The sequence below is a fragment of the Ruegeria sp. AH12 genome (assembly GCF_056541465.1).
Window position 1 is genome coordinate 221,273 of the sequence record NZ_JBQFYL010000002.1, and the last position, 25,868, is coordinate 247,140.

Annotated in this window: 31 protein-coding genes and 1 tRNA gene; 17 read left to right on the forward strand and 15 right to left on the reverse strand. The window is 58.0% G+C overall.

The features are described from left to right. Positions 1-133 precede the first annotated feature (133 nt). The 6 genes from ACR0EL_RS05140 to rpiA form a co-directional block, all read right to left on the reverse strand. On the reverse strand, positions 134-1,603 hold the full coding sequence (locus ACR0EL_RS05140; protein ID WP_480499002.1) for a Do family serine endopeptidase: 1,470 nt from the start codon (positions 1,601-1,603) through the stop codon (positions 134-136). Positions 1,604-1,753: 150 nt separating this feature from the next. Next, positions 1,754-1,948 (reverse strand): DUF2065 domain-containing protein, encoded by a 195-nt coding sequence (locus ACR0EL_RS05145; protein ID WP_480499003.1) that lies wholly within the window; start codon positions 1,946-1,948, stop codon positions 1,754-1,756. Next, positions 1,948-2,835, reverse strand: a complete 888-nt coding sequence (gene hflC / locus ACR0EL_RS05150; protein WP_480498736.1) for a protease modulator HflC — start codon at positions 2,833-2,835, stop codon at positions 1,948-1,950. The genes ACR0EL_RS05145 and hflC overlap by 1 nt, the downstream gene beginning before the upstream one ends. Continuing rightward, entirely contained in the window at positions 2,835-3,980 is a 1,146-nt protein-coding gene (gene hflK / locus ACR0EL_RS05155) for an FtsH protease activity modulator HflK (protein WP_480498737.1), read from the reverse strand. The genes hflC and hflK overlap by 1 nt, the downstream gene beginning before the upstream one ends. 72 nt (positions 3,981-4,052) lie before the next feature. Continuing rightward, complete coding sequence (gene gor, locus ACR0EL_RS05160; protein WP_480498738.1) at positions 4,053-5,411, reverse strand: glutathione-disulfide reductase; 1,359 nt, start codon at positions 5,409-5,411, stop codon at positions 4,053-4,055. Positions 5,412-5,538: 127 nt separating this feature from the next. Further along, complete coding sequence (gene rpiA / locus ACR0EL_RS05165; protein WP_480498739.1) at positions 5,539-6,327, reverse strand: ribose-5-phosphate isomerase RpiA; 789 nt, start codon at positions 6,325-6,327, stop codon at positions 5,539-5,541. Between the two features lie 167 nt (positions 6,328-6,494). Here rpiA and ACR0EL_RS05170 point away from each other — a divergent pair, with 167 nt between their 5' ends. From ACR0EL_RS05170 to ACR0EL_RS05185, 4 genes are read left to right on the forward strand one after another with little or no spacing between them, the layout of a single operon-like run. Next, entirely contained in the window at positions 6,495-7,196 is a 702-nt protein-coding gene (locus tag ACR0EL_RS05170; RefSeq protein ID WP_480498740.1) for a glutathione S-transferase family protein, read from the forward strand. Position 7,197: 1 nt separating this feature from the next. Continuing rightward, positions 7,198-8,574, forward strand: coding sequence for an L-serine ammonia-lyase (locus ACR0EL_RS05175; RefSeq protein WP_480498741.1), 1,377 nt, complete (start codon positions 7,198-7,200; stop codon positions 8,572-8,574). A gap of 21 nt (positions 8,575-8,595) precedes the next feature. Next, positions 8,596-9,012 carry a GFA family protein gene (locus tag ACR0EL_RS05180; protein WP_480498742.1) on the forward strand — a complete coding sequence of 139 codons (417 nt, stop codon included), beginning with the start codon at positions 8,596-8,598 and terminating at the stop codon, positions 9,010-9,012. 45 nt (positions 9,013-9,057) lie between these two features. After that, entirely contained in the window at positions 9,058-9,972 is a 915-nt protein-coding gene (locus ACR0EL_RS05185) for a DMT family transporter (RefSeq protein WP_480498743.1), read from the forward strand. On the opposite strand, the gene ACR0EL_RS05190 is transcribed toward ACR0EL_RS05185, so the two are convergent. Then, positions 9,917-10,528: a thiamine diphosphokinase gene (locus ACR0EL_RS05190; RefSeq protein ID WP_480498744.1), complete on the reverse strand. Its 612-nt coding sequence runs from the start codon at positions 10,526-10,528 to the stop codon at positions 9,917-9,919. The two genes, ACR0EL_RS05185 and ACR0EL_RS05190, sit on opposite strands and share 56 nt — an antisense overlap. 217 nt (positions 10,529-10,745) lie before the next feature. Here ACR0EL_RS05190 and ACR0EL_RS05195 point away from each other — a divergent pair, with 217 nt between their 5' ends. Next, entirely contained in the window at positions 10,746-12,269 is a 1,524-nt protein-coding gene (locus ACR0EL_RS05195) for a hypothetical protein (protein ID WP_480498745.1), read from the forward strand. A gap of 51 nt (positions 12,270-12,320) precedes the next feature. On the opposite strand, the gene ACR0EL_RS05200 is transcribed toward ACR0EL_RS05195, so the two are convergent. From ACR0EL_RS05200 to nthA, 5 genes are all read right to left on the reverse strand, one after another. After that, positions 12,321-12,557: a DUF2842 domain-containing protein gene (locus tag ACR0EL_RS05200; protein ID WP_353007957.1), complete on the reverse strand. Its 237-nt coding sequence runs from the start codon at positions 12,555-12,557 to the stop codon at positions 12,321-12,323. After that, positions 12,557-13,852 carry an adenylosuccinate synthase gene (locus tag ACR0EL_RS05205; RefSeq protein ID WP_480498746.1) on the reverse strand — a complete coding sequence of 432 codons (1,296 nt, stop codon included), beginning with the start codon at positions 13,850-13,852 and terminating at the stop codon, positions 12,557-12,559. The genes ACR0EL_RS05200 and ACR0EL_RS05205 overlap by 1 nt, the downstream gene beginning before the upstream one ends. Before the next feature lie 214 nt (positions 13,853-14,066). Continuing rightward, the gene (locus ACR0EL_RS05210) at positions 14,067-14,405 is read right to left on the reverse strand and encodes a nitrile hydratase accessory protein (RefSeq protein WP_480498747.1); all 339 of its coding nucleotides are present in this window, start codon (positions 14,403-14,405) and stop codon (positions 14,067-14,069) included. Then, positions 14,402-15,079 (reverse strand): nitrile hydratase subunit beta, encoded by a 678-nt coding sequence (nthB, locus tag ACR0EL_RS05215; RefSeq protein ID WP_480498748.1) that lies wholly within the window; start codon positions 15,077-15,079, stop codon positions 14,402-14,404. Before nthB ends, ACR0EL_RS05210 begins: the two co-directional genes overlap by 4 nt. Beyond that, the gene (gene nthA, locus ACR0EL_RS05220) at positions 15,076-15,690 is read right to left on the reverse strand and encodes a nitrile hydratase subunit alpha (protein ID WP_480498749.1); all 615 of its coding nucleotides are present in this window, start codon (positions 15,688-15,690) and stop codon (positions 15,076-15,078) included. Before nthA ends, nthB begins: the two co-directional genes overlap by 4 nt. Before the next feature lie 151 nt (positions 15,691-15,841). Here nthA and secG point away from each other — a divergent pair, with 151 nt between their 5' ends. The 11 genes from secG (at position 15,842) to ACR0EL_RS05275 (ending at position 24,401) form a co-directional block, all read left to right on the forward strand. Further along, the gene (gene secG / locus ACR0EL_RS05225; RefSeq protein WP_480498750.1) at positions 15,842-16,207 is read left to right on the forward strand and encodes a preprotein translocase subunit SecG; all 366 of its coding nucleotides are present in this window, start codon (positions 15,842-15,844) and stop codon (positions 16,205-16,207) included. Positions 16,208-16,365: 158 nt separating this feature from the next. Beyond that, a complete protein-coding gene (locus ACR0EL_RS05230; RefSeq protein ID WP_170532529.1) occupies positions 16,366-18,009 on the forward strand; it encodes a CTP synthase in 1,644 nt (547 codons plus the stop codon). 96 nt (positions 18,010-18,105) lie between these two features. Next, on the forward strand, positions 18,106-18,879 hold the full coding sequence (locus ACR0EL_RS05235) for an isocitrate lyase/PEP mutase family protein (protein WP_480498751.1): 774 nt from the start codon (positions 18,106-18,108) through the stop codon (positions 18,877-18,879). Positions 18,880-18,953: 74 nt separating this feature from the next. Further along, positions 18,954-19,247 carry a DUF1330 domain-containing protein gene (locus ACR0EL_RS05240; protein WP_480498752.1) on the forward strand — a complete coding sequence of 98 codons (294 nt, stop codon included), beginning with the start codon at positions 18,954-18,956 and terminating at the stop codon, positions 19,245-19,247. A 42-nt stretch (positions 19,248-19,289) separates the two neighbouring features. Next, complete coding sequence (locus tag ACR0EL_RS05245; RefSeq protein WP_170532523.1) at positions 19,290-19,739, forward strand: tellurite resistance TerB family protein; 450 nt, start codon at positions 19,290-19,292, stop codon at positions 19,737-19,739. A gap of 20 nt (positions 19,740-19,759) precedes the next feature. Beyond that, positions 19,760-20,197 (forward strand): tellurite resistance TerB family protein, encoded by a 438-nt coding sequence (locus tag ACR0EL_RS05250; protein ID WP_480498753.1) that lies wholly within the window; start codon positions 19,760-19,762, stop codon positions 20,195-20,197. A gap of 5 nt (positions 20,198-20,202) precedes the next feature. Next, positions 20,203-20,931, forward strand: a complete 729-nt coding sequence (locus tag ACR0EL_RS05255) for a phosphate/phosphite/phosphonate ABC transporter substrate-binding protein (RefSeq protein WP_480499004.1) — start codon at positions 20,203-20,205, stop codon at positions 20,929-20,931. Between the two features lie 140 nt (positions 20,932-21,071). After that, the gene (locus ACR0EL_RS05260; RefSeq protein ID WP_480498754.1) at positions 21,072-21,848 is read left to right on the forward strand and encodes an ABC transporter ATP-binding protein; all 777 of its coding nucleotides are present in this window, start codon (positions 21,072-21,074) and stop codon (positions 21,846-21,848) included. A 34-nt stretch (positions 21,849-21,882) separates the two neighbouring features. Beyond that, on the forward strand, positions 21,883-22,632 hold the full coding sequence (locus ACR0EL_RS05265; protein ID WP_170532516.1) for a transporter substrate-binding domain-containing protein: 750 nt from the start codon (positions 21,883-21,885) through the stop codon (positions 22,630-22,632). A 78-nt stretch (positions 22,633-22,710) separates the two neighbouring features. Next, positions 22,711-23,598 carry an ABC transporter permease gene (locus tag ACR0EL_RS05270; protein WP_353007969.1) on the forward strand — a complete coding sequence of 296 codons (888 nt, stop codon included), beginning with the start codon at positions 22,711-22,713 and terminating at the stop codon, positions 23,596-23,598. Then, positions 23,595-24,401 (forward strand): ABC transporter permease, encoded by an 807-nt coding sequence (locus ACR0EL_RS05275; protein WP_353007970.1) that lies wholly within the window; start codon positions 23,595-23,597, stop codon positions 24,399-24,401. Before ACR0EL_RS05270 ends, ACR0EL_RS05275 begins: the two co-directional genes overlap by 4 nt. A gap of 81 nt (positions 24,402-24,482) precedes the next feature. On the opposite strand, the gene ACR0EL_RS05280 is transcribed toward ACR0EL_RS05275, so the two are convergent. Next, a tRNA-His gene (locus tag ACR0EL_RS05280) sits at positions 24,483-24,559 on the reverse strand. Positions 24,560-24,606: 47 nt separating this feature from the next. Beyond that, positions 24,607-25,089, reverse strand: a complete 483-nt coding sequence (locus tag ACR0EL_RS05285) for an N-acetyltransferase family protein (RefSeq protein WP_480498755.1) — start codon at positions 25,087-25,089, stop codon at positions 24,607-24,609. A 77-nt stretch (positions 25,090-25,166) separates the two neighbouring features. On the opposite strand from ACR0EL_RS05285, the gene ACR0EL_RS05290 reads away from it, so the two are divergent. Beyond that, positions 25,167-25,355, forward strand: a complete 189-nt coding sequence (locus tag ACR0EL_RS05290; protein ID WP_480498756.1) for a DUF6324 family protein — start codon at positions 25,167-25,169, stop codon at positions 25,353-25,355. 6 nt (positions 25,356-25,361) lie between these two features. Here ACR0EL_RS05290 and ACR0EL_RS05295 read toward each other — a convergent pair whose 3' ends face one another. Further along, a complete protein-coding gene (locus ACR0EL_RS05295) occupies positions 25,362-25,793 on the reverse strand; it encodes an MmcB family DNA repair protein (protein WP_170532506.1) in 432 nt (143 codons plus the stop codon). Between the last annotated feature and the right edge of the window lie 75 nt (positions 25,794-25,868).

Below are 25,868 nucleotides of genomic sequence, written 5' to 3' on the forward strand. Positions count from 1 at the left end.
CGCTCTGTTTGCGACATGATGTTTGACATTGAATCCAATCCCGGTTCAAAGAGCCTGACCACCGCTTAGCCGACAAAAAAGAGGCCCCGGATCGGAGCCTCTTAGATCATTGCTTACAAGATCAAAACCGGTGTTATTCTTCCAGGCTGAGCGCCACAAACCGTGGGTCACCGCCACGACGCACCAGCAACAGCAGAGACTTGCGTCCAGCCACCTGGGCTTCTTCCATCCGGTCTTCCAGGTCTTCGATTGTGGCAACCTTCTGCTGGCCCGCTTCGGTGATCAAATCACCAGCCCGCAGCCCTTTGGCATAGGCTTCCGATGCCTGATCCACATCCGAAACCACCAGCCCTTCGGCATCTGCGTCCAAGCCCAGTTCTTCGCGCAGTGTGTCGTTGAGCGGTGAAATAGTCAGACCCAGAATATCCGTGTTTTCATCATCAGGCGTGTCTTCAGCTTCTTCTTCGCCATTCTCGGCGCGCTCCGCATCTTCGCGGCGGCCCAGCGTGACCAAGACGGTCTGGGTGCTGCCATCGCGGCTGACCACGACGCGGACGGCTTTGCCAACCGTTGTTTCACCTACCTGACGGACAAGGCCGCGCGTATCCGCGACATCGACGCCGTCAAAGCTTAGGATGACGTCACCCGCCAGCAGGCCAGCCTCTTTCGCAGGGCCTTCGGGCACATCGCTAATCAGCGCGCCACCGGGTTTTTCAAGGCCCATGGCTTCGGCCATGTCTTCGGTCACGTCCTGAATACGGACACCCAGCCAGCCTCGGCGGGTTTCCCCGAACTCGCGCAGCTGATCCACAACTTTGACCACCACATTGGAAGCCATCGAGAAGCCAATCCCGATGGACCCACCATTGGGCGAAAGAATCGCGGTATTCACACCAATCACCTGGCCATCCATGTTGAACAGCGGACCGCCCGAGTTGCCCCGATTGATCGCCGCATCGGTCTGGATGTAGTCATCATAAGATCCGCTCAGCGCGCGGTTGCGCGCAGATACGATCCCGGCCGAGACCGAGAATCCCTGCCCCAGCGGATTGCCCATGGCAATCACCCAATCCCCAACCCGCGCAATATCGCTGTCACCGAATTGGACGTATTTCAACGGGCCAGAAGCTTCGACCTTGAGCAGAGCAATGTCGGTCTTTTCATCAGTGCCGATCACCTTTGCAGGCAGCTCTTTCTTGGGCTGACCATCGCCCGGGAAGAATTCGACAAGGATTTCATCCGCTTCGGCAATGACGTGATTGTTGGTAACGATGTACCCATCTTCCGAGATCACAAATCCCGAGCCCAGAGCATTGCTGCGGCGCGGGACGTTTTCGCCATTGTCACCGCGATCCTGGAACTCGCGAAAGAAATCTTCGAACGGGGACCCTTCGGGAACAATGCCCTGCGGGCCGGTTTGACCTTCGATCAGGGTCGATGTGGTGATGTTCACCACAGCCGGGCTGATCTGTTCCGCCAGCGGCGCCAGGCTTTCGCCACGTGCATGCGCCGCTACCGTTTGCGCAGCGATCAGAACCATTCCCGCAAATGCCAGCCACATCAGCCGCATGAAACCAAACCCTTCGTCCTGTTGGACGGACATACTGCGTGCTTGTGCCTGCACTTGGGAACTCCTTGTCGTCACTATCTGCGGACCGCCCTTGGGCCGCCCTCTTGGCAACCAATGTAGTCGGTTTGCTGCAACCCGCAACTCAGGATCGCGGGGAAATCACCAGCGCGTGAAGCCCTGACGTCAAAAACCCAACTGGTAGGCACCCCAAATCAGGACAAGCCCACTGACCACACAGAGCAATCCGGATAACCGTCGCGCCTGCTCCGGAAGGGACCGGAGTGCCTCTAGCATCCGTTCAATAAGCGAAGGGGCCAGCGCATAGGCCAGCCCCTCGACAATCAGAACCAGCCCAAAGGCCAGAAGGATCATACCCATCATTCGGCCGCAGGCGCACGTTGCCCGGTGGGCGATTTCAGGTAGTTGAAGAACTCGGAATCCGGGCTCAGCACCATCGAGCTATTGCCGCCACCCAGCGCCTTTTCATAGGCGGTCAGCGAGCGGTAGAATTCAAAGAATTCCGGGTCCGCCCCATAGGCTTCAGCAAAGATAGCGTTGCGCTCTGCGTCAGCCTCACCACGAATGATCTCGGCCTCGCGGTTGGCATCTGAGACCAGTTCGACGACGGTTCGGTCGGCTTGCGCGCGAACACGTTGCGCAGCTTCGTTACCACGGGCACGTTCGTCGGTTGCTTCGCGCTCCCGTTCGGCCTTCATCCGGTCAAACGTGGCTTCAAGGTTGGCCTGCGGCAGATCGGTCGCTTTCAATCGCACGTCGATCACGTTGACGCCCAGCGCGCGCGCCTCGGCAATGGCACTGTTTCTGATACGCAGCATCAGAGCCGCCCGATCCGAGCTCAGGATATCACGTGAGGACACCGAACCCAGAACTTCGCGCGTTTCGGCGCGCAGGATGCGATCCAGGCGATCCTCGGCCACCGGAACACCACCAACACCTACGGCCTGGCGGAACTGTTCCAGATCGGAAATCCGGTAACGGGCGAACGCATCAACAACCAGACGACGGTCGTCCAGAGGAGTGACCTCAAGCGGCTGTACGTCAATTGACAGGATACGGTCATCATAACGGACAACCTCCTGTATCAGCGGGATTTTAAACGCCAGACCGGGCTCTTCTTTTACAGCGACAACGCGGCCAAACTGCAGAACCAGCGCGCGTTCGCGTTCATCCACAATGAAGATCGAGGACAGGCCGACAACAGCCAGAATAGCAATGACGATCAGAATGATAGGTGATTTACGCATCAGTTGCTCTCCGCTGTGTTGCTACGGCGCAGTTCGTTCAGCGGCAGATAAGGGACAACACCCTGCCCTTGACCGGATGAGTTTTCGTCAAGGATGATCTTGTCGACATCCCCCAGAACCTGCTCCATCCGTTCCAGATAGAGGCGCTTTCGGGTCACGTCTGGCGCTTTGGTATATTCCTCCAGAACCGCGCTGAAACGGCTGGCCTCACCCTGCGCGCTGTTGATCTGCTGGGCGCGATAGGCTTCGGCTTCTTCCAGAACCTGCGCGGCTTCACCACGCGCTTCCGCCAGAACGCGGTTAGCATAAGCGTCGGCGACGTTTTGCAGACGGTCACGCTCCTGCGCAGCGGCCTGAACGTCGCGGAACGATGCGATCACGTCCTGCGGCGGGTCGGCCTTGTCAAAGTTCACACGGATGATGTTCACACCCGAATCGTAGCTGTCCATTGTGGACTGGATCAGTTCCTGCAAACGCTCGGCAATCACACCACGGTCCCGGTTCAGGATCGGTGCCAGCTCGCTTTGTGCAATGATTTCGCGCATGGCCGATTCCGAGACCGCGCGGATCGTCTGACGCGGGTCACGGAGGTTGAACAGGAATTTGGCCGGGTCATTGATATTCCAAACGACCTGATAGTCGATATCGACCACGTTTTCATCGCCGGTCAGCATCAGACCATCATCACTGCCACGAGCACCGCCCATATCCTCGGTCTGTTCGCGAGTGACGGGGATGACCTCGGCGGTCACAACGGGCCATGGCGCGAAGTTCAGACCCGGGTTCCCAACAGCGGAAAACTCACCCAGAAACAGCTCAACAGACTGTTCTTCGGGTTTCACGGTGTAAAAACTGGCAGCCGCCCAAAGGCCAATGGCAACCAAAGCGCCAATCGCCACAGTTCCTTTGGTGAACAACGGACCACCGCCGCCACCGCCTGAACCGTTTGTGCCACGACCACCACCGCCACGACCGCCCATCAGAACGCGCAGCTGTTCCTGGCCTTTCTTCATCAGCTCATCGATTTCGGGGATCTGCGGGCCATCGCCTTCGGGGGGCTTACGCCCATCCCCGTTATTTCCCCGATTTCCTCCACCACCTGAGGAGCCTCCGCCCCCCCAGGGGCCACCGCTGTTGCCCGCCATATGTCTCAATTCCTTTATCTTGGCCCGTGTGATCACGGGGTCCCTTGTAACTTGTGTGCGCCCGGTTGCAAATCAAGCCGTGCGTACAGGTTGCCGCATTGTCACCAATTCCTCGGCCATCACCGGATGAACCGCAACCGTGCGGTCAAAATCTTCCTTTGTGGCACCCATTTTCACAGCGATCCCGGCCAGCTGAATCATCTCGCCTGCGCCGGGGGCCACGATATGACAGCCCAGCACCTTGCGCGTTGCCTGGCTGACGATCAGCTTCATCAGAACCCGCTGGGTGCCACCAGCGAATGCCTTCTGCATCGGTTTGAACGAGGTCGCATAAACCTCAATTGGTTCCTGAGCCGAAGCTTCTTCCTCGCTTAGACCGACCGTTCCGAATTCAGGCTGCGTAAAGATCGCAGTGGGAATAAGGTCGTGATCCACCGGTGTCGGGTTACCCCTAAACACGGTTTCGACAAAGGCCATGCCCTCGCGGATGGCAACCGGGGTCAGGTTCACCCGATCCGTCACATCGCCAATCGCGTAGATCGAGGGCACACCGGTTTGGCTGTATTCATCCACAATGATCTCACCTTTGCGGCCGCGCTCGACACCTACGGCTTCCAGCCCCAGATTGTCGGCATTCGGCGTACGACCGGTGGCGTACATCACGACGTCAAACTGATCCTCGGTGCCATCCGTAGCCTTGACGCGGATTTTGGCGCCCTCCTTCGTCATCTCCAGCACATTCGTGCCCAGACGCACATCAATCCCGTTCTGGCGCATTTCTTCGCAGATCAGCCCGCGCGCTTCCTCGTCGAACCCACGCAGGATTTGCGCACCGCGATAGAATTGCGTGGTCTTGACCCCCAAACCGTTCATGATCCCGGCGAATTCGCTGGCGATGTAGCCGCCACCAACGATCAGGATGCTTTCGGGCAGTTTCGGCAGATGGAAAATCTCGTTCGAAGTGATCGCCAGATCCGAGCCCGGAAAATCAAGCACCACCGGACGACCGCCCGTTGCAATCAGAATGTGCTTGGCGGTTTTGCGCGTTCCATCGGCCAGCTCAACCGTATGCGCGTCAACCACATGCGCGCGCTGATCAAAGCTTTCGACGCCGTTGTTCTTGAGGATGTTGCGGTAGATGCCTTCCAGGCGATCCAGTTCGGTAACCAGTTTGCCGTGGAAGGTGTTCCATTCGAAGGCACCCGGCTGGATGTCCCAGCCATAAGCCTGCGCATCCCCGACCATGTCCGAATACTCGCTGGCAAAGACCATCAGCTTTTTCGGTACACAGCCCCGGATCACGCAGGTTCCGCCATAGCGATCCTCTTCGGCCAGCGCCACCTTAGCCCCGGTTTCTCCTGCTGCCACGCGCGCCGCGCGCACCCCGCCAGAGCCGCCTCCGATGACAAACAGATCATAGTCAAAGCTCATGCCGGGTTCCTTCGTTCAGTCTTCAAAAAGTCTTTGGATATCTGGGCGCAAAAAGTCAGCTGCCAACCCCTTGCCGCACAAATCTCGGATTTTTCATTCATAGGGCCAAGTTTCGTAAGGATTCGGATCAATCCGCGAGATCCGAAAACAGGTTCTCGCGCGCGCCACTCAACAGCTGATCCATCTCGATCGTTCCTGCGTTGATGTCCCGCAGCTCGACCCGACCATCTCCATGGCCAACGATAACCTTGTCGCAGATATCGATAAACAGACCATTCTCGACAACACCGGGAACCTGATTAAGCACCAGCGCCATCTGGCGGGCATTGCCGATCCGTTGCAGGTGCAGATCCAAGACATGGTTGCCCTCATCGGTCACATAGGGGGCCTCTCCATTCATGCGCAGCGCACAGTTGGTGCCCAGCACATCCATCGTATCCAGAACCTCTTCGATCAGGGTGCGCGTGGTCTGCCAGCCAAATGGGATCACTTCGACCGGCAGGGGAAACGCACCGAGGGTTTCGACCTCTTTGCCTGCATCGGCAATCACCACCATTTGATCGCTGGCCGTTGCCACGATCTTTTCCTGAAGATGCGCCCCACCACCGCCTTTGATCAGGTTCAGATCACCGTCGAACTCATCTGCCCCATCAATCGTCAGATCCAGCCACCCGGCCTGATCCAACGAGACAACTTCGATCCCAACCTCGCGGGCCAGCTGCGCTGTGCGGGTCGAGGTCGGAACACCCTTTATCCGCAAACCCTCCTGCGCGACCCGCTCGCCCAATCGACGCACCAGCCAGGCGGCGGTTGAACCGGTTCCCAATCCAACGCGCATTCCATCTTCGACCATTTCAGCGGCGCGCCTTGCCGCGACATATTTTGCGGTATCGATTGGCGACATCTCTGAGGTCATCGGTAGCTTTCCCGGAATGGTTTTTCTGAGTTATACGGAATGCAAAACGCAACTGCGAGACCCAATTCATGCAAGACCGCTATGAAAGTCGCTTAGACTGCGCGTTTCCCATCGGATACGTCGCAATCATGCCTTCCCAATTTGACCTCGCATCATAAGTACGCGCCATGACACAGCCCTATCGCCTGCACTACGCCCCCGACAACGCCTCACTGGTGATCCGGTTGGTGTTGGAAGAGATGGGCTTGCCCCATGAAACCGTGCTGGTCGATCGCAGCCAGAACGAACAGGACAGCGCCGCCTATCGTGCGCTGAACCCAAACGGTTTGATACCGGTTCTGGAAACGCCGCAGGGGGCTATTTTCGAAACCGCCGCCATTCTGCTGTGGCTTGCCGATACCCACGCCCACCTTGCCCCAGCCGCCGATCATCCGGATCGCGCGCCATTTCTGAAATGGTTGTTTTTTGCGTCGAACACATTGCACGCTGATCTGCGCATTCTGTTCTATGCTGAGAAATACATCGACCCATCGCAGGTCGAGGCCCTGCGTGCCGGGATGCGGCCTCGCTTGCGGATGCATCTGCAAAAGCTGGATGCCGTCGCAAAAGAAGCCCCCGATTGGCTGAACGCCGATAGACCCTCGGTCCTGACATATTACGTGGGATGCATGATGCGCTGGATGGCACTTTATCCTGCACAAGCGGATCGCAGCTGGTATCAACTGGCAGATACGCCCTATTTGCAGAGGATACTGATGCAGTTGGAATCGCGCCCTGCAACCCGCACCGCCATCGCCGCCGAAGGGCTTGGGGCTAATCCGTTTACCTCGCCCACCTATGCCACTCCTCCAGAAGGCTCAGCTGTCTGACATGTTCCTCTCGGTTTTTGATATGTTCAAGGTGGGCATTGGTCCGTCTTCTTCGCACACGATGGGCCCGATGGTGGCCGCGGCGCGTTTTCTGGACATGATGCGCGCATCGCCATTCGAATTCTCCGGCCTGCGCGGGTCACTGCACGGGTCGCTGGCGTTTACCGGGGTTGGCCACGCCACGGACCGCGCCACCATTTTGGGTCTCGCAGGGTTCGTGCCCGAGACCTATGACAATGAAAAAGCAGAAGCTGCACTCGCCTCAATTGCCGAAACCCATACGGTTTCGCCTGACGGCCTGCCGCCTCTGGCGTTCGACCCCAAGGCTGATCTGGTCTTTGACTATGACCACACCCTGCCCGGCCACGCCAATGGAATGATCCTGATGGCCACCGATGCGCAAGGCGACGTGATCTTGCGGCAGGTGTTTTATTCCATCGGCGGTGGCTTTGTTCTAACCGAGGAGGAACTGGCCGAAGGTAAGGCCAAGGATGAGGGTGCCCCGCCCGTTCCCTTCCCCTTCAAATCCGCCGCTGAAATGCTGGAGATGTCGAAGACCAGTGGGAAAACCATCGCGCAGATGAAGCGCGACAACGAAGTCGCGCGCGGATGTCCAGACAGCTTTGCCAAGGGATCCGCCCGGTTGTGGCAGGTCATGAACGACTGCATCGAGCGCGGCCTGACGACCGATGGCATTCTTCCCGGCGGCCTGAAGGTACGAAGACGTGCCAAAGGCATCTATGATGCGCTGATGGCCGAGCGTGGCATGAACCTGACCGCGCCGCATACGATCAATGACTGGATGAGCGTCTACGCCATGGCGGTGAACGAGGAAAACGCCGCCGGTGGCCAGGTTGTCACCGCACCCACCAACGGTGCGGCAGGCGTTCTGCCTGCGGTCATACGCTACTATCTTGACCATGTGCCGGGTGCATCGGAAAGCCATATCCAGGATTTCCTACTGACCGCCGCCGCGATCGGTGGATTGGTCAAGTTCAACGCCTCGATCTCGGGCGCGGAAGCGGGCTGTCAGGCCGAGGTCGGCAGCGCATCCGCCATGGCCGCCGCTGGGCTATGCGCAGCGATGGGTGGCACACCCGAACAGGTGGAAAACGCGGCCGAGATCGCGTTGGAACATCATCTGGGCATGACCTGTGATCCCGTAGCAGGCCTCGTGCAGGTGCCGTGTATCGAACGGAACGGGTTGGGGGCGATCAAAGCGGTTTCGGCCGCCTCTCTGGCGCTACGCGGTGATGGGCAGCATTTTGTGCCGCTGGACTCGGTGATCGAAACGATGCGCCAGACCGGCCAGGACATGCACGAGAAGTATAAGGAAACATCGCTTGGCGGTCTGGCGGTCAACGTGCCAAACTGCTGAAGGACCATCGGAGATAGACCCATGCGCGGACATTGCCTGTGCGGCAAAATTAGCTACCACGTCGATCCTCCGGTTCTCTCCTGCGTCACTTGCCATTGCGACAGCTGCCGCCGTCAATGCGCCGCTCCGATGACCACCTATTTCGGGGTCCCTGACGGGCAATGGCGCTGGACCGGTGAAGAGCCCAAACGCTTCAACTCTTCTCCCGGGGTCGAGCGCAGCTTTTGCGCCCATTGCGGAACCCCGATCTCGTTTCGGTCAAACAAGATGTCAGACGTGCTGCATCTATATGTTGCAACCCTGGACAACCCCGAGGCATTGCAGCCGACCCTGCATGTCGCGCATGAGGAAAAGCTGAGCTGGCTCAAGCTTGGTGATGATCTGCCCACCTGCATCGGACCGGATTACACAAAAGTTCAGCCGCTGCCCGACGGATGAGAACAGCACTTTCCACCGTGATCCGAAACGGTTAGCGTCGCGCCCATGACACAGGATCGTCCCGTTTTCGGCATCGTTCTGATGCTTGGTTTCTGCGTACTCGCACCGCTTGGCGATTCAATCGCCAAGCTGCTGGGCGAATCCACCCCGCTAGGGCTGCTGGTACTGGTCCGCTTTGCGATTCAAGCAGTGATCCTGATCCCGCTAGTGGCCGCAACGGGCCGACCCTGGCGCATGCGAGGGCGCGTTCTGCGTCTGACCGTGCTCCGCACCGGTCTTCATATCATCGGCATTACAGCGATGTTCAGCGCGCTGCAATTCCTGCCACTGGCAGATGCAGTCGCCATAGCGTTCGTCATGCCCTTTATCATGTTGCTGCTTGGAAAGTATGTATTGAATGAAGAGGTCGGCCACCGGCGCCTGATCGCATGTGTTGTCGGATTTGCCGGCACTTTGCTGGTGATCCAGCCCAGTTTTGCCGAAGTAGGATTGCCTGCCCTGCTACCACTGATCGTTGCCGTGGTTTTTGCGCTGTTCATGCTGGTCACTAGACAGATCGCCAAGGAAACCGATCCGGTATCCTTGCAGGCGGTATCCGGAGTGATGGCCACGATCTTTCTGCTCCCCCTCATTCTGTGGGGAACCCAATCCGGAACCTGGGAGCTGTCTTTGATCATGCCTACCGGCAACGCGCACTGGCTTTTGCTGGCCATCGGTATTTTAGGAACCGTTGCCCATCTGTTGATGACATGGTCGCTGCGTTATGCGCCATCAGCGACGCTGGCCCCAATGCAATATTTGGAGATCCCGGTGGCAACACTGTTTGGATGGCTGATCTTTCACGATCTGCCCAACGGGATCGCAGCGCTTGGCATCCTGATCACCATGGCCGCCGGGCTATATGTCATTCTACGAGAGAGGGCCACCGCCCGGTCTGTCCCGACAGAAACGCCTGCATGACCTGATCCAATGCGTCGCGCGGCACCATGACCAGCAGCCCCGGCCCATCCAGATGTAGCTGAACCTGTGACACTGCCCTGTTCGAGGTTCCGACTTGTCCATCCGGTTCGAAAACCAATTTGTCGATGGACCATTCGAGCCCCTGACTTCGCCCCGTCACACGCCGCAGCGGAAACAAAGAGACGATATCGCCCGGTGCCAAGTCCAGAACAATCGATGGTGGTGCGTGAAACACCACCTCGTGCGCGCCCAACAAGATGCAGACAGAGTTGAGGCGCGTGACCAGAGTATTGAGCACCGCCAGTTGATGATCTAGTCGACCGCCCAGAAAACCAGCTCCAACGACAAGCGGGGCATCAATACTGCGCAGGGCCTTGTCAAAATCCGTGCTGTCTTGTTCATCGATCTGAAACAAACGGTCCTCAGCTATGCGACTGCGCGTCGCCGCATCCAATGAATCGAAGTCACCGATCACCGCCTCGGGAACAACACCCGAATCAACAAGAATCGATGCACCGCCATCCGCCGCAACCACTGAATTGACACGATTCAGCACCAAATTCAGGTCAGAAACCCCAATTGTCCCCCCTCCGACTAGGCCAATTGGGCCGTTTGAACGCACAATTGGCTTATTTTTTCTCAGATTGGTCATTTTTTCTGGGTTTGGACACATTGAGACCACAAATTGATAGGTTCATGTAGAGTTGTAGGCCGATGTGTGCGCTCGATTCTGAGTAAGTTGGCTTTGTTAGTTTGTAGAGGACGTGTGTCTGATGGTACAGAATAAGAAGGTGTTAACTGTTTCTTATGGGGCCTTTTCCTGCACATTAGAAGGGTTCGACAACTCGTTTGAAACACTCAAAGCCATTGCAGACTACTTCCGAGAAATCGCAGCAGATGATCGGTACTTCGGTTCTGAACCCCCTCGACTGGATGCTGAAATGCTGTCGCGCATTGCCCAGGGCGACAACGCCCAACACGTAGAGGCCCGGCAAGACGAATCCGGTCTGCTGCTGCGTGCGACAAGAACCGCGCCGGACACCGCGCCCGAGACTGCCACAAAGGATGCAGCCATGTCCTCGCACCGCCCCCCATCCCCTTCGACCGTTGCCACCCCCTCTTCGGTTGAACCTCCCGCAGCTAACGCCGAGCCGCTTGCGGCTGACAGCATCTCAGCCAAGCTTCAGCGCATTCGCGCCGTGGTCACGCACTCGAACACGGCTCCGATTACCGACGCGGAAGATGAAGACACCTCTCTGCTTGGCGCAAACCCGGCCCCTGTCGATGCGGTCGCCGCAGCGTTCGAAGCAGGCGCACTGAGCCAGGACGATATTGAGCCAGCTCGCGAAACAGAGCAGCCTATGGCGAATGAAGACACCGTATCCGAGGCTGCCGAGCTTCCGGAAGATGAGGCGGCTGTGGATGTGCAGCCTGCCGGCAACTTAGCTTCGGAAACCGAAGAATCTGCCGAAGATGACACAATCACTGATGATATCATGAACATCATCGGCGATCAGAATGCGCCCGCACCAGCAGAAAATGCCATTGCCCAAGGTGTTCTGACCGCCGAGGATGAGAAAAACCTCCTGGATAATATCTCTAGCTTCGAAGCCGGGATGGCTGGCGGCACTGATGAAAAGCCTAACGATGAAAGCACCTTGGATCAGGACGTACTTCGCCTGATGGAAAAAGCCGACCAGCAGATGGGTGATCCTTCGGCCAGCGACACGCGCGAAACCTATTCGCATCTGCGCAATGCTGTTGCGGCTGCCGAGGTTGATGGCAAGACCGACACTGCCTCGGCGGATCAGCCCTATCGCGGTGATCTGGCATCGGCTGTCAGCCCACGCCGCCCTGAAATTCAGGTCACCAGCATGCGCCCCGAATCCGATGCGGCGGCGCCTTTGAAGCTTGTTGCTGAACAGCGCGTCGATCAGAGCGACGCGATTTCAGGCCCGATTGCCCCCCGCCGAGTCAAAACTGATCAAGAGGATAGCGCGGCAGAGGAAAGCGGGTTCGCCCAGTTCGCACAGGAACAAGGCGCACAGTCCTTGCTGGACCTGCTCGAAGCCGCGGCATCTTATCTGTCCTTCATCGAGGGTCAGGAACAGTTCTCGCGCCCACAACTGATGAACAAGGTCCGTTCGTTGAAACAGGATGAGTTCAATCGCGAAGAAAGCCTGCGTTCCTTCGGTCAGTTGCTGCGCGATGGTAAAATCCAGAAAGCCGGTGGCGGTCGGTTTGCCGCCTCGAACCTGATCGGGTTCCGCCCCGACAATGAACGCGCGGCAGGCTGATCAACCAACCATAAAAGCAAAGAGCCGAGACATGTCTCGGCTCTTTTTTGTTTAGTCGTCTTGCGTGTCTTCTTTGCCGACCCCTCGGAAGACAAATTTGAAGGGCAAGGCCCAGACGATGCCAAGGACGATGTAGACCAGCAGCTCGACCAGAATAGAGGGACGATCCAGCCAGTTCACAACGGTCACCACCGCCACGATGTAAAGAGGCAACCCCACCAGCAAGATCACCAGAGACCAGCGGCGTCGGGCCGTGTAGCTGAGCCCGGTTTTTTTGTCGTCGCCCATCAATCTGCAAACGGGTCAGTCACCAGAATGGTGTCATCCCGCTCCGGGCTGGTGGACAAAAGGGCCACAGGGCATTCGATCAGTTCTTCAATGCGACGCACATATTTGATCGCATTGGCGGGCAAATCCGCCCAGCTGCGCGCACCTTCGGTGGATTCGCTCCATCCCGGCACTTCTTCGTAGATCGGTTTGCAGCGGGCCTGCTGATCGGCCGCAGTTGGCAGATAGTCCAGATGCTCACCGTCCAACTCATAGCCGGTGCAGATCTTCAGCGTCTCGAACCCGTCCAGAACGTCAAGTTTGGTTAGTGAGATACCGTTGACACCACTGGTAGCGCAAGTCTGACGCACCAAACAGGCATCGAACCAACCACAACGGCGCTTGCGGCCTGTGGTCGTTCCGAATTCATGGCCACGTTCACCCAAGCGCTGCCCATCCGCGTCTTCGAGCTCGGTCGGGAATGGGCCTTCGCCAACACGGGTGGTGTAGGCTTTAACAATCCCAAGCACAAAATCAACCGAGCCCGGCCCGATGCCCACACCCGTGGCCGCCTGCCCTGCGATCACATTCGACGACGTCACAAACGGATAGGTCCCGAAGTCAATATCCAGCAACGCGCCTTGGGCGCCTTCGAACAGGATGCGCTTGCCCGCTTTGCGCTTTTCGTTCAGCACCTTCCAGATTGGTGCCGCAAACGGCAGAATCTCCTGCGCGATCTCCTTCAGTTGCGAAATCAGCGCATCACGGTCGACGGGTTCGATGCCCAAGCCTTTGCGCAGCGGATCATGATGCTGCAACGCACGATCTACCCGAGCTTCTAGCGTCGCTTCATCCGCCAGATCTGCAACGCGTACAGAACGCCGCCCGACCTTGTCTTCATACGCCGGGCCGATGCCTCGACCGGTGGTCCCGATCTTGGTGCCCTTGCTCGCAGCCTCTTCGCGCGCGCGGTCCAATTCACCGTGGATCGGCAGGATGAGGGGCGTGTTTTCGGCAATCATCAGCGTCTCGGGCGTGATCTCAACACCCTGTGCCCGGATCGTCGCGATTTCTTTGATCAAGTGCCAGGGGTCCAGCACGACGCCATTGCCAATGACGCTCAGCTTGCCCCCACGCACGACACCCGAGGGCAGAGCATGCAGTTTGTAGACCTCACCATCAATGACCAGAGTATGCCCGGCATTGTGCCCGCCCTGAAAACGCGCGATGACGTCCGCCCGTTCGCTGAGCCAATCGACAATCTTGCCTTTTCCTTCGTCACCCCACTGGGCGCCGACAACAACCACGTTGGCCATATCCGGTCCTTTTCGTGCTGAGTAATCAAACTCGGCTCATATAGCGGGGCTCTGGCGGCAGGGAAACCGGTATTTCGCCGCACTTGATAATCGCGCTGCTGCGCGATGCCTCCGGCGGGGATATTTGTAGCCAGATGAAGATCGGATCCCTTGCTTCATCTGGCCAAAAATATCTCGGGGAGGCGCCCGGAACGGGCGGCGGGGGCAGCGCCCCCTACCCGCCTTGTCGCAAATGCACCGGCTTCCCATGGGGTGTGGTCAGATAGGCCTGTTCCCACTCCTGCTGAAGGGTCTGCACAACATCAGGTGAGGCCGCACCGCGCTCGGCCAGTAAAGCTTCAAGTGTTTCAAGCCAGGCGTGAAAATAGTCATCTCCACCATCCAATTCGCGGCTCAGACCGTTGCGTTTCAGAGTTTTTGAAAAGCGCCTCGCCCAGTCGGGCCAGTCGAACCACCCCGTTTCGTTCAACGCCACGGTCACGGCAAAGACCTGCGCGTGCCAGGGTTCGGCAAAGACTGGTTCGGGAGCAGTGAAGTCCAGACATGTGCTCATGCGGGCTCCAGATAGCTTTGCCAGAGGTCCAGCACCACCTCATCTTCGGGATGCTCCGGATTGGCCCACAGTTCTGATGCGGGAAACAGAACGGCATAGAGCGGTTCTGGTGCCTCACCCAACCCATGCGCATTTGAATCGGGCAGGACATGAGCCCCGTGCAGGAGCAGGATTCGCCCCCTTGCTCCTGATGCATAGGCAGGCAGACGGGTATGGCCGCCTTCAACCAGACGATTGGCAGATGGATGCGCTGTGACAACATCCTGCCCCAGCGCAAAGCGGGGGGCGATGGTCGAAGGGCGGTCCGCGGGCCCGCCCTTGGCGAGCGCCTGTTCGACGGCGTCCGCCTTAAGGCATTTTGCGGCAAGAGGATGCGGTTGGTTCCCGCTGGCGCTTTGCAGATCGTCCAAGGATAGCACGCCTTGTTCAACCAAAAGATCGGCCAGGCCGGATATCCATTTCTCATAGTAAGAAAACCGCGCGTAGTCCTTGGGCGAAAGCCGCTCACGCGCGTGGCGCGAGATATCTATGTTCCACTGCCCCAGAAACCCTGCCGCCAAAGTGACCGCCAGCGCCTGCGCGTGCCAGTCTTCGGCAAATACCGGAGCGTCTTCACCATCAGGCTGTACAGGGCCGTCGCCGAAGCGCCCGCCCATATCGTGAACGCGGGTCATGATGGCACCTTGGGCAACCCAGTGCCGATCAGGCTGTCACGCGTGACCAGCGCCGCCAGTTCCTGTTCGTTCAAGTCTTCCGAGCCCGCAGGCCGCGTGGGTAGAACAAGATAGCGAATCTCGGCTGTCGAATCCCAGACCCGTACCGCGGTGTCCTTGGGTAGTTTGACGCCAAACTCAGCCAGTACTTTGCGCGGTTCGCGAACAGCGCGGGCGCGATAGGCGTCGGATTTGTACCAACCCGGCGGAATGCCAAGCAGTGGCCAAGGATAGCAACTGCATAAAGTGCACACGACCATGTTGTGCCGCTCGGGCGTATTTTCGACCACGACAATATGTTCGCCCTGCCGCCCGTAGTAACCGAGATCCGCAACGACCGACGTCGCATCCGCCAGAAGTGCCGCCTTGAATGCCGGGTCGCTCCAGGCTTTCGCCACAACAAGCGCACCGTTCTGGGGCCCGATTTTATTCTGATATGTATCAATGATCTCATCCAGCGCTGCCGGATCTATCAGCCCCTTACGGGTCAGAATCGTTTCCAGCGCTTTGACGCGCAATGCGGGTTCAGGCGGAAGCAAGGCATGCGGGTGGTCAAGATCGTCATGAGGCATAGGGCGCAGCCTGCGTCACGTATTGGCGTTCTGTCCAGTCCCTTTGCTGTGATATGAGACATCACGCAGGGTGATACGAACTCCTGACTTGCCCCCGCTGACAAACTTGCATAAGTACCACGCGATACACGCTACGCTGTTCGGGACCACCATGGAAAACGTCGTTCTTATTATCCATCTTCTTCTGGCTCTGGGCCTGATTGCCGTTGTGCTGATGCAGCGGTCCGAAGGCGGTGGCCTGGGGATGGGCGGCGGCGGTGGTGGCGCCATGACCGGGCGTGCAGCGGCGACAGCTCTGGGTAAACTAACTTGGATTTTGGCGGCCTGCTTTATCGTAACTTCGATCACGCTGACGATTCTGGCGGCGCAGAAGTCTTCGGGCAGCTCGGTGATTGACCGTTTGGGTGTTCCGGCACCGGCCGCGACCGAGGAAAGCAGCCCGGCGGTTCCGTCGGCGGATGACCTGCTGCCGCCGACGCAGGGCGACAACGCACCGCTGATCCCGCAGGCCGACTGATACACAAAACCTAGAAATCTGAAAGAGAACTGCAACAGCATCTTGCGGTTCTCTTGCGCTATGGGCGCGAATCCTTTATATGTGAAGTCCCGTGGTGCTGCGGTTTTTCGAGCCGCCGGGCAGCTGATAATGACGTCTCACGGGAGCAGCCGAAAAACATGGCGCGATTTATTTTCATCACTGGTGGTGTGGTTTCATCCTTGGGCAAAGGGCTGGCTTCGGCGGCTTTGGGTGCTTTGTTGCAGGCTCGGGGATATTCGGTGCGTCTGCGTAAGCTTGACCCCTATCTGAACGTCGATCCGGGCACGATGTCGCCCTTTGAACATGGCGAAGTTTTTGTCACGGATGATGGCGCCGAAACCGATCTGGACCTTGGACACTATGAGCGCTTCACCGGCGTGGCTGCACGCAAGACCGACTCGGTCAGCTCGGGCCGGATTTATTCCAACGTGCTGGAGAAAGAGCGCCGTGGAGACTACCTTGGCAAAACCATTCAGGTGATCCCCCACGTCACCAACGAGATCAAAGATTTCATCGCCATTGGCGAGGATGAGGTTGATTTCATGCTGTGTGAAATCGGTGGAACCGTAGGTGACATCGAAGGCCTGCCGTTCTTTGAAGCCATCCGTCAGTTCAGCCAGGACAAGCCGCGCGGCCAGTGTATTTTCATGCACCTGACATTGCTGCCCTACATCAAGGCCTCGGGTGAGTTGAAAACCAAACCAACCCAGCACTCGGTGAAAGAGCTGCGCTCAATCGGTCTGGCCCCCGACATTCTGGTTTGCCGATCCGAGGGGCCGATCCCGACCAAGGAACGCGAGAAACTGGCGCTGTTCTGTAACGTGCGCCCCGATAGCGTGATAGCGGCTCAGGACCTGTCCACAATCTACGACGCCCCGCTGGCGTATCACCGCGAAGGTCTGGATCAGGCAGTTCTGGACGCTTTCCAGATCAGCCCCGCCCCAAAACCGGACTTGGCAAAGTGGGAAGACGTCAGCGACCGCATCCACAACGCCGAAGGCGAAGTGAAGGTCGCCATCGTGGGCAAATACACCCAGTTGGAAGATGCCTATAAGTCGATTGCCGAGGCGCTGACCCATGGCGGCATGGCCAACCGGGTCAAGGTCAAGGTCGAGTGGGTGGATGCCGAGATTTTCGACACCGAAGATGCTGCGCCCCATCTAGAAGGATTTCACGCCATTCTCGTGCCGGGCGGGTTTGGTGAGCGTGGCACCGAAGGCAAGATCAAGGCGGCGCAATATGCGCGCGAGCACAAAGTACCTTATCTGGGTATCTGCCTCGGCATGCAGATGGCGGTGATCGAAGCCGCGCGGAATGCAGCAGGCATCAAAGAGGCCGGTTCCGAAGAATTTGACCATGAGGCTGGCAAAAAGCGTTTTGAGCCCGTGGTTTATCACCTGAAAGAATGGGTTCAGGGCAACCACAAGGTGGAGCGTAAAGTCGGCGACGACAAAGGCGGCACCATGCGTTTGGGTGCCTACAATGCGGTTCTGGCCGAAGGCTCGAAAGTGGCCGAGGTTTACGGCGGCACTCAGATCGAGGAGCGCCATCGCCACCGCTATGAGGTGGACATCAAATATCGCAAACAGCTTGAAGGGGCGGGGCTGAACTTCTCGGGCATGTCGCCGGATGGGCGCCTGCCGGAGATCGTTGAGTGGTCGGATCACCCGTGGTTCATCGGGGTTCAGTATCACCCTGAACTAAAGTCCAAACCCTTCGATCCACATCCGCTGTTCCGCGACTTTGTGCGCGCAGCCAAGGACACCTCGCGCTTGGTCTGAGGCGGTCGCTGCAAAGTGATGTACCGACACAATTAAGCGCTTAGCGAATGCCTGCCATGGGGTTAACTGTTGAACAAGCTTCGACAGGAGAACCCCATGACCACCCAATCCCAACGCGCCGAAACCTTTACCAGCCTGCACAAAAAGGGCGATCCCGTCATCCTGTTCAACATCTGGGACGCTGGCAGTGCCGGTGCGGTGCGCGACGCCGGAGCGCAGGCGATAGCTACCGGCAGTGCTCCGGTCGCTATGGCGCGGGGCTATTCCGATGGGCAGGATTTCCCCATGGAAGCCGCCTTGGACAATGTCAGACGCATCGTCAAAGCGGTTGATCTGCCCGTGACGCTGGATTTCGAATCTGGCTATGCCGTTGATCCGGAAGCGATTTCCGACAACGTTGTCCGCGCGCTGGACTGCGGCGTGGTCGGATTCAACTTCGAGGATCAGATCATTGGCGGAGATGGTCTTTACCCTATTGCGGATCAAACCTCTCGGGTCGAAGCGGTGCGCAAAGCCTGCGACAGGGCTGGTATTCCGGCCTATATCAACGCCCGCACCGATATATTCCTGAAAGCCCCGGCTGACACTCATGACGCAGCCATGCTTGACGATGCGATTGCACGTGCCGCCGCGTATCAATCCGCAGGGGCAAGCGGCTTCTTTGCCCCCGGCCTGAAGGATGAGGCGATGATCGGTCAACTTTGCGAAGCAACCGACCTGCCCGTCAACATCATCGCCCTGCCCGGCACGCCGGACACCCCGCGCCTTGCAGAGCTTGGGGTCGCGCGGGTCAGCTATGGGCCCGTGCCCTACCGGCAGATGATTGCGTGGCTCACAGAACAGGCGCGCGCAGCAATCAACTACGACTGATACCCTGGCGGATCGGGATTGCTATTTTCGTCAATTCTAAGCACCTTGCCCAGGAAACTGGGTAGGAGGCTTTGATGTCCAAAGGCTATTGGGTGGCCCATGTCGACGTGGACGACATGGAGAGGTACAAAGACTATATCGCAGCAAATGGTGAGGCATTCTCCGCCTTTGGCGCTCGCTTTCTGGTGCGTGGCGGCACGCGAGAGCTTAAGGAAGGCGCCGCACGCGCCCGCACGGTGGTAATCGAATTTCCCAGCTACGAAGACGCGCTGGCCTGCTATGAAAGTGAGGGCTATCAATACGCCAAAAGCCTGCGTGATCCGGTATCGAACGGCGATCTTGTTATCATTCAGGGCTATGACGGGTAGTCGTAGCTTGGCGCGCCACAAAATATGGGATAATCTGCCCTTATGTTGAAGAAGTTCTTTCAGGCGTTTCGACCGCCACAGACCGAGCATTTGCCCGATCCTGATGCTGAATTGGCATTGGGCGCTTTGATGGTGCGCGTGGCGCAGGCGGATCGGGACTATAAGCTGGAAGAAATCAGCCTAATCGATCGGATTTTGGCACGTTTGTACGAACATAACGCAATCGAAGCCGCCAAAGTGCGCGCTACTTGCGAAAAACTGCATGCCGCCGCCCCCGAAACCGACACGTTTGGTAAGCTGATCCGAGAAACCACCGATCTTCAGGAACGCCTCGCTGCGCTGGACGCGTTGTGGGAGGTCGTGCTGGCCGATGGCGACTCGGACGAAGGTGAGATCAAGATCGTTGAAGAGGCCCGCGCCGCTATGGGCCTCAGCTTCAATGACAGCAAGGCCGCGCGCGAACGAGTGCAAAGCCGCTTGGAAGCCAGCTAACCCGCGTCTATATCTGTGTCATGTTTAGTGATTTTCTGTCCCGGCTGACACAGCCCGCTCCCGACCCGCTTCCCGATGATGACGCGCGCCTGGCGCTGACCGCCTTGCTGGTGCGAATTGCACGGTCCGACAATGACTATGCCGATTCCGAGATGGCGGGTATCGATAAGATCTCGACCCAACGCTATGGTCTGTCGCCGTTCGAAGCGGCCGGACTGCGCGCACGTGCCGAAGATCTTGAGGCCGAGGCCCCCGATACCGTCCGCTTTACGCGCGCCATTAAGGAGGCCGTTGCCTACGATGATCGGCTGGCCGTCGTGCAAGCCATGTGGTCGGTCGCCTTGGCTGATGGGCAGCGGACAGGCGAAGAAGATTCCCTGCTGCGGCTTGTGGTTAGCTTGCTGGGCGTTAGCGATGTGGATTCGGCTCTCGCCCGGCAAAAGGCTGCACAATCGTGACAGCGATGCTGGGCATGTATGATATGCCTGCCCTGGAGGCCGCCAATAATCGATTCTGGTCACTGATCCGCAGCCATCTTGGATTTGGCCCGGCGCAACTGGATCGGCATCGAGATGTTTGGGAGATCTGGCAAGACCCTGATCTGGTATTCGCCCAGACCTGCGGCATGCCCTACCGGACCCGCCTTCATGGCCACGTTCAACTGGTCGGAACGCCAGACTATCGACTACCGGGGTGTCCGGCTGGTCACTATTGCTCGGTCTTTGTGGCGCGATGCGACGATCCACGCGCGCTTGCCGACCTAGCGATGGGACGATTCGCCTATAACGAGGCGCTGTCGCAATCTGGTTGGGCTGCTCCGATCACACACCTGGAAAATTTGGGTTTGAAGCCTGCCGATCTTACCCAAACCGGCGGGCACGCCCTGTCCGCCGAGGCCGTTGCCGACCACGACGCAGATATTGCCGCTTTGGATGCGCTGACATGGGCGCTGTTGAAGGAGCATACGGATCTGGGCCAGTATCTGCGCGACGTTACCCGCACATCGCCAACACCCGCTCTGCCCTACATCACTTCGCAAACCCAAGACCCGGACCAGATTGCAGATGCCGTTCATACGGCCATCACCGCTCTTTCTGAAGAAGACAAGTGCCTCCTTCACATCCGTGGGTTGATCAATATTCCCGCCGAAGAATATCTGGCCGTTCCCACGCCCCTTCCACCTGCAGCCTGATTGCACAGTCTCTACTCATTTTGACAATAACCTCTGGTCAATTCGGCAGATTCGATCCCTGATTCTGTGATTTGCGCATTGCATTGTGCCGGATTTTCCGTCCTATTAGCGCATCAATACCAGCAACAACGGGATCCTTCGTGTCAGACCCAACAGCCGTCATCGAGATCAAGAACCTACACAAAAGCTTCGGCAATCTCGAGGTGCTCAAGGGTGTCGACATCACCGCAAGGCGCGGGGATGTAGTTTCGCTCATCGGGTCATCCGGATCGGGCAAATCAACCCTGCTCCGTTGCTGCAACCTGCTGGAAGACAGTCAGCAGGGCGAGATTCTGTTCAAAGGCGAACCCGTGCAATGGGCTGGTAAAGGCCATGCCCGCCACCCCGCAGATCCCAAGCAGGTTCTGCGCATTCGGACCAACCTGTCTATGGTGTTCCAGCAATTCAACCTTTGGGCACATATGACCATCCTGCAAAATGTCATGGAAGCTCCGGTCACTGTTTTGGGCCGCGACAAGGCCGAAGTGGAAGACAGCGCCCGCAGGTATCTTGATAAGGTTGGCATTGGCGACAAATGCGACGTCTACCCGGCACAACTGTCCGGTGGCCAGCAACAGCGTGCGGCCATCGCACGCGGTTTGTGCATGGAACCCGAAGCACTATTGTTTGACGAGCCGACCTCGGCCCTGGATCCCGAACTGGAACAGGAAGTGATCAAAGTGATCAAGGACCTGGCCGCAGAAGGCCGGACCATGATCATTGTAACCCATGACATGCAGATGGCCGCCGATATCTCAAGCCATGTCGTATTCCTGCATCAAGGCCTGATCGAAGAAGAAGGCACGCCCGAAGACATCTTTACCGCCCCTGAGTCTAAGCGACTTCAGGGTTTTCTGTCCGCTACCAAAGCGGCATAATTTCAAAGAACGGAACCAAACTGGGGAGTAACCAATGAAAAACTTGATTCTGACCACTGCTGCGCTGGCTTTGACCGCCGGGATGGCCATGGCCGATACCGTGCGCATGGGCACCGAGGGCGCCTACCCTCCGTATAACTTCATCAACGATGCCGGTGAGATCGACGGGTTCGAACGGGACGTAGGCGACGAGCTGTGCAAACGTGCCGGGCTGGAATGCGAATGGGTTAAGAACGACTGGGATTCGATCATCCCGAACCTGGTCTCGGGTAACTACGACACCATCATCGCAGGCATGTCGATCACCGACGAACGTGATGAAGTCATCGACTTTACACAGGACTATTATCCACCAACCGCGTCGGCTTATGTCGCGACCTCTGACGCAGCCGATGTGACCGGCGGTGTTGTTGCTGCGCAAACCGCCACCATTCAGGCAGGCCACGTCGCCGAAACCGGCGCGACTCTGGTTGAATTCGCGACCCCGGAAGAAACCATCGCAGCCGTCCGCAACGGCGAAGCCGATGCTGTTCTGGCCGACCGCGACTATCTGGTGCCGCTGGTCGAAGAATCGGGCGGTGAGCTGGTCTTTGTCGGCGATCCGGTTCCGCTGGGCGGAGGTGTCGGCATGGGCCTGCGTGAAAGCGACGGTGAATTGCGCGGCAAGTTCGACGAAGCCATCACGTCGATGAAAGCTGACGGCACGCTTAACGAGATGCTGATCAAGTGGTTCGGTGAAGGCACCGCCACATACGGCGCTGACGGTTCGGTCGTCACCAACTGATACTGACCTGTCCCGGCCCGGCGTCCTTGCGCCGGGCCCGTTCCGGCCTTGCCGGACCAGACGTTCGAAAGACGCCTTATGTTCTCCTACTGCGCTGATCCTGACACGCTGGGCACGTTCCGCTGGTTCTCGTGCTATTTGACCAACGGCGTCCACTGGTCGTTCTACCTGTCTTTCATCAAGGTTCTGGCCTTGTTGGCCGTGACTGCGCCCGTTGCGCTCGGCTTTGGCTTTGCAGGCGCGATGGCCGCGCGGTCGCACTTTCCGCCCCTTAGTTGGCTGGGCAAGGCTTATATCGCGATTGTACGCGGCGTGCCCGACATTGCCTTTTTCCTGTTCTTCGTCATCGCTCTGGATCAGGGGTTTGAATGGATCCGCCACAAGATCCTCTGCCCCGACTGGACCGATCCGATCCGTCAGGGCAACGACTTTCTGGTGTGTCAGGCCGCCAAGCTGCCGCTTGGGACCTCCCCAGAATGGGTGCACGAGACCTACGGCTTTTTCCTTGCAGTGATCACATTCTCTATCGTGTTCGGCGCTTTCGCTGCCAATGTCCTGTTCGGCGGAATGCGCGCCGTGCCACATGCCCAGCTGGAAACGGCCGAGGCCTATGGCATGACCCGTAGCCAGACCTTTTGGCGCATCCTTGTGCCGCAAATGTGGGTTTACGCCCTGCCTGGCCTGTCAAACCTCTGGATGGTTCTGATCAAGGCCACGCCACTGCTGTTCCTGCTGGGAGTCGAAGACATCGTCTATTGGGCCCGCGAACTGGGCGGCACCAAGACATCGCGCTTCACCGACTACCCCCATGGCGACTGGCGCATGTGGTACTTCCTGGCCCTGCTGGTCTTTTACCTCGGCATGACCCGTGTGTCCGAGATCGGGCTGGAGAAACTGATGCGCCGCTTGTCGCACGGTCAGGCCACTTCGGGCGGAGAGCTTCTGCGCAAGGAGACCACGGCATGAGCTGCTTGCAAACCATTCAGGATTACGGCCTGCGGTCTCTGGGCTATGGCGAACGGCTTCTGCCTAAAACTGACTTTACCCTGTGCGAGCATTTCACCCTGATCGGTTCAGGTATGATCTGGAATATCTATTTCGGCATCATGGCAATGGTCACGGGTTTCTTTCTGGCCACCGCACTGGCGGTTGGAAAAGCATCGCCCAACAAATGGCTGCGCAAACCGTCCGAGTGGTTCATCTTCCTGTTCCGCGGCTCGCCGCTGTTCATCCAATTCTTCTTTGCCTATTTTTTCTTCCTGTCGCTGAAGAAACCCTATCCCATGTTCGACGCGTTCACCTCGGCTTGGCTGGGGGCGCTGATCGTATTGTTCCTGAACACCTCCGCCTATTCGGGTGAGATATTCTATGGCGCGCTGCGCTCGATCCCCAAGGGCGATCTTGAGGCTGCCGATGCCTATGGCATGTCCGGCTGGGCGCGGTTCCGCCGCATCGTCTGGCCGACCATGTTGCGGTTGGCCTGGCCCGCCTACACAAACGAAGCGATCTTTGTTTTCCAGTCCACAACACTGGTCTTTTTCTCGGCCTTCCCGGCCTGGCAGCAACGCGGAGACGCCTTGTACTATGCCAGCTATTTTGCCGATAAAACCTTCAACCCGTTTGTGCCCTACCCGATTTTGGCCTTTTATTTCATCCTGTTGACCCTTGTTATCGTGTGGGTCTTTGGACAGATGAACAAGCGCCTGAATCGCCATTTGCCCGCCGCAAGACAAAGCAAGATGAAATTCAGACTGAACCTTGCCCGCTGATCCCGCGCGCGACGTTCAGCAGATCAAACAGGTTTCATCACGCCACAATTGCGCACCTATTCGCTTGCTATGTTGGGGATTTGGTACCGCCTCCCTGGCTTGAACAGGGGACCTCTGGATCCACAATCCAGCGCTCTAACCAACTGAGCTAAGGCGGCACTCGTGAAGGGCGATGTACCGAACGCGTCCGGGGATTGCAAGAGGATTAAAGCTGAATTCTCCAGCTTTGTTCGACAAGATCGACCCCAAAAGAATGCACCGGTTTGCTGCCCGTAAGCTGCCATCCATTGGCCCGATACAACGCACAAGCCGCGCGGTGGCTTTCATGGGTCCATAGCTGCATTTGCTGGTATCCGGCCTGCTTGGCAAAGCCCATACAGGTCTCCAGAAGCCGCTTGCCCAACCCCAACCCGCGCGCATCGGGCACCAACAGGAACAGCCGCAGTTTCGCAGTCTGTGCGTCCAGCCTGACACAGAAGATACTGCCCAGCCTTTCACCTGCGCGCTCAGCGATCCAGCCGCATTCGCAGGATGGATCATGATCTGCAATGAACTCTCGAAGGATGCCTGCCACCAACGGAGCAAAACTGTCGTCGAACCCTTCATCACGTGCATAAAGCGTGCCGTGCCGTTCGACCAGCCAGGGCGCATCATCGGCCTGAAACGATCTGAGAACTACTTCTTTCATACCCTATCTGACCGCAAACGCGGCTTGATTCTCAACCCTTTGCGCGCTAGCACAAACGCTCAGTCCCGGAGGCGAGTATGGGTATCAATACCGAACGCGACATTCAGGCCAACTTGCAGATCGGTCCAACCGATCACGGTATGGTACGTCTGTTCATCGAGGCTGATGGCCTCGAAGTCCCTATGGATTTCGACCCGGAAGAAGCCGAAGAAATCGCCGAAGAAATTCGCGCCGCAGCGCAAGCCGCTCGCGCCGTCGGAACCTGAGCCTTTCTAAAGTCGCGGATCACGCAGCATGTGCAGACGCCGTGCCGCATCAGTTGCAAATTTCTGGATCATCTTCTTACGCCGCGCCGGGGCCAGTTTGTCCTCGGGCGCCATTCGAATGATCTCGGCATCGTAGGCGTCGGCAATGATCAGACCGGTTTCCTGCGGCAGTAACTCGGTCGGGAAATCGGTATCGACAGCCCAAAAGAATCGATCACACCACTCCAGATACCCCTGCCACTTCGCGTCTGACTGATAATCGGCGCGGCTGGACTTGCACTCGATCACCCAGAGCTCACCTTTGGGGCCAAGTCCCATAACATCAACCCGCAAGCCACGGGCTGGCACAAATTCCTCAACAGAAACAAACCCATGCGCCGTAAGGTGCCGCGCGACGCCGCGTGCGAGTTTCTGTCCGGGTTGCAAATCCAAGGTCATGAGAAAAATGTGAACAATCAGTGAACAAATGTAAAGCACAGATCCGGGCTTGACATGATACCTTTTGGTATTCAA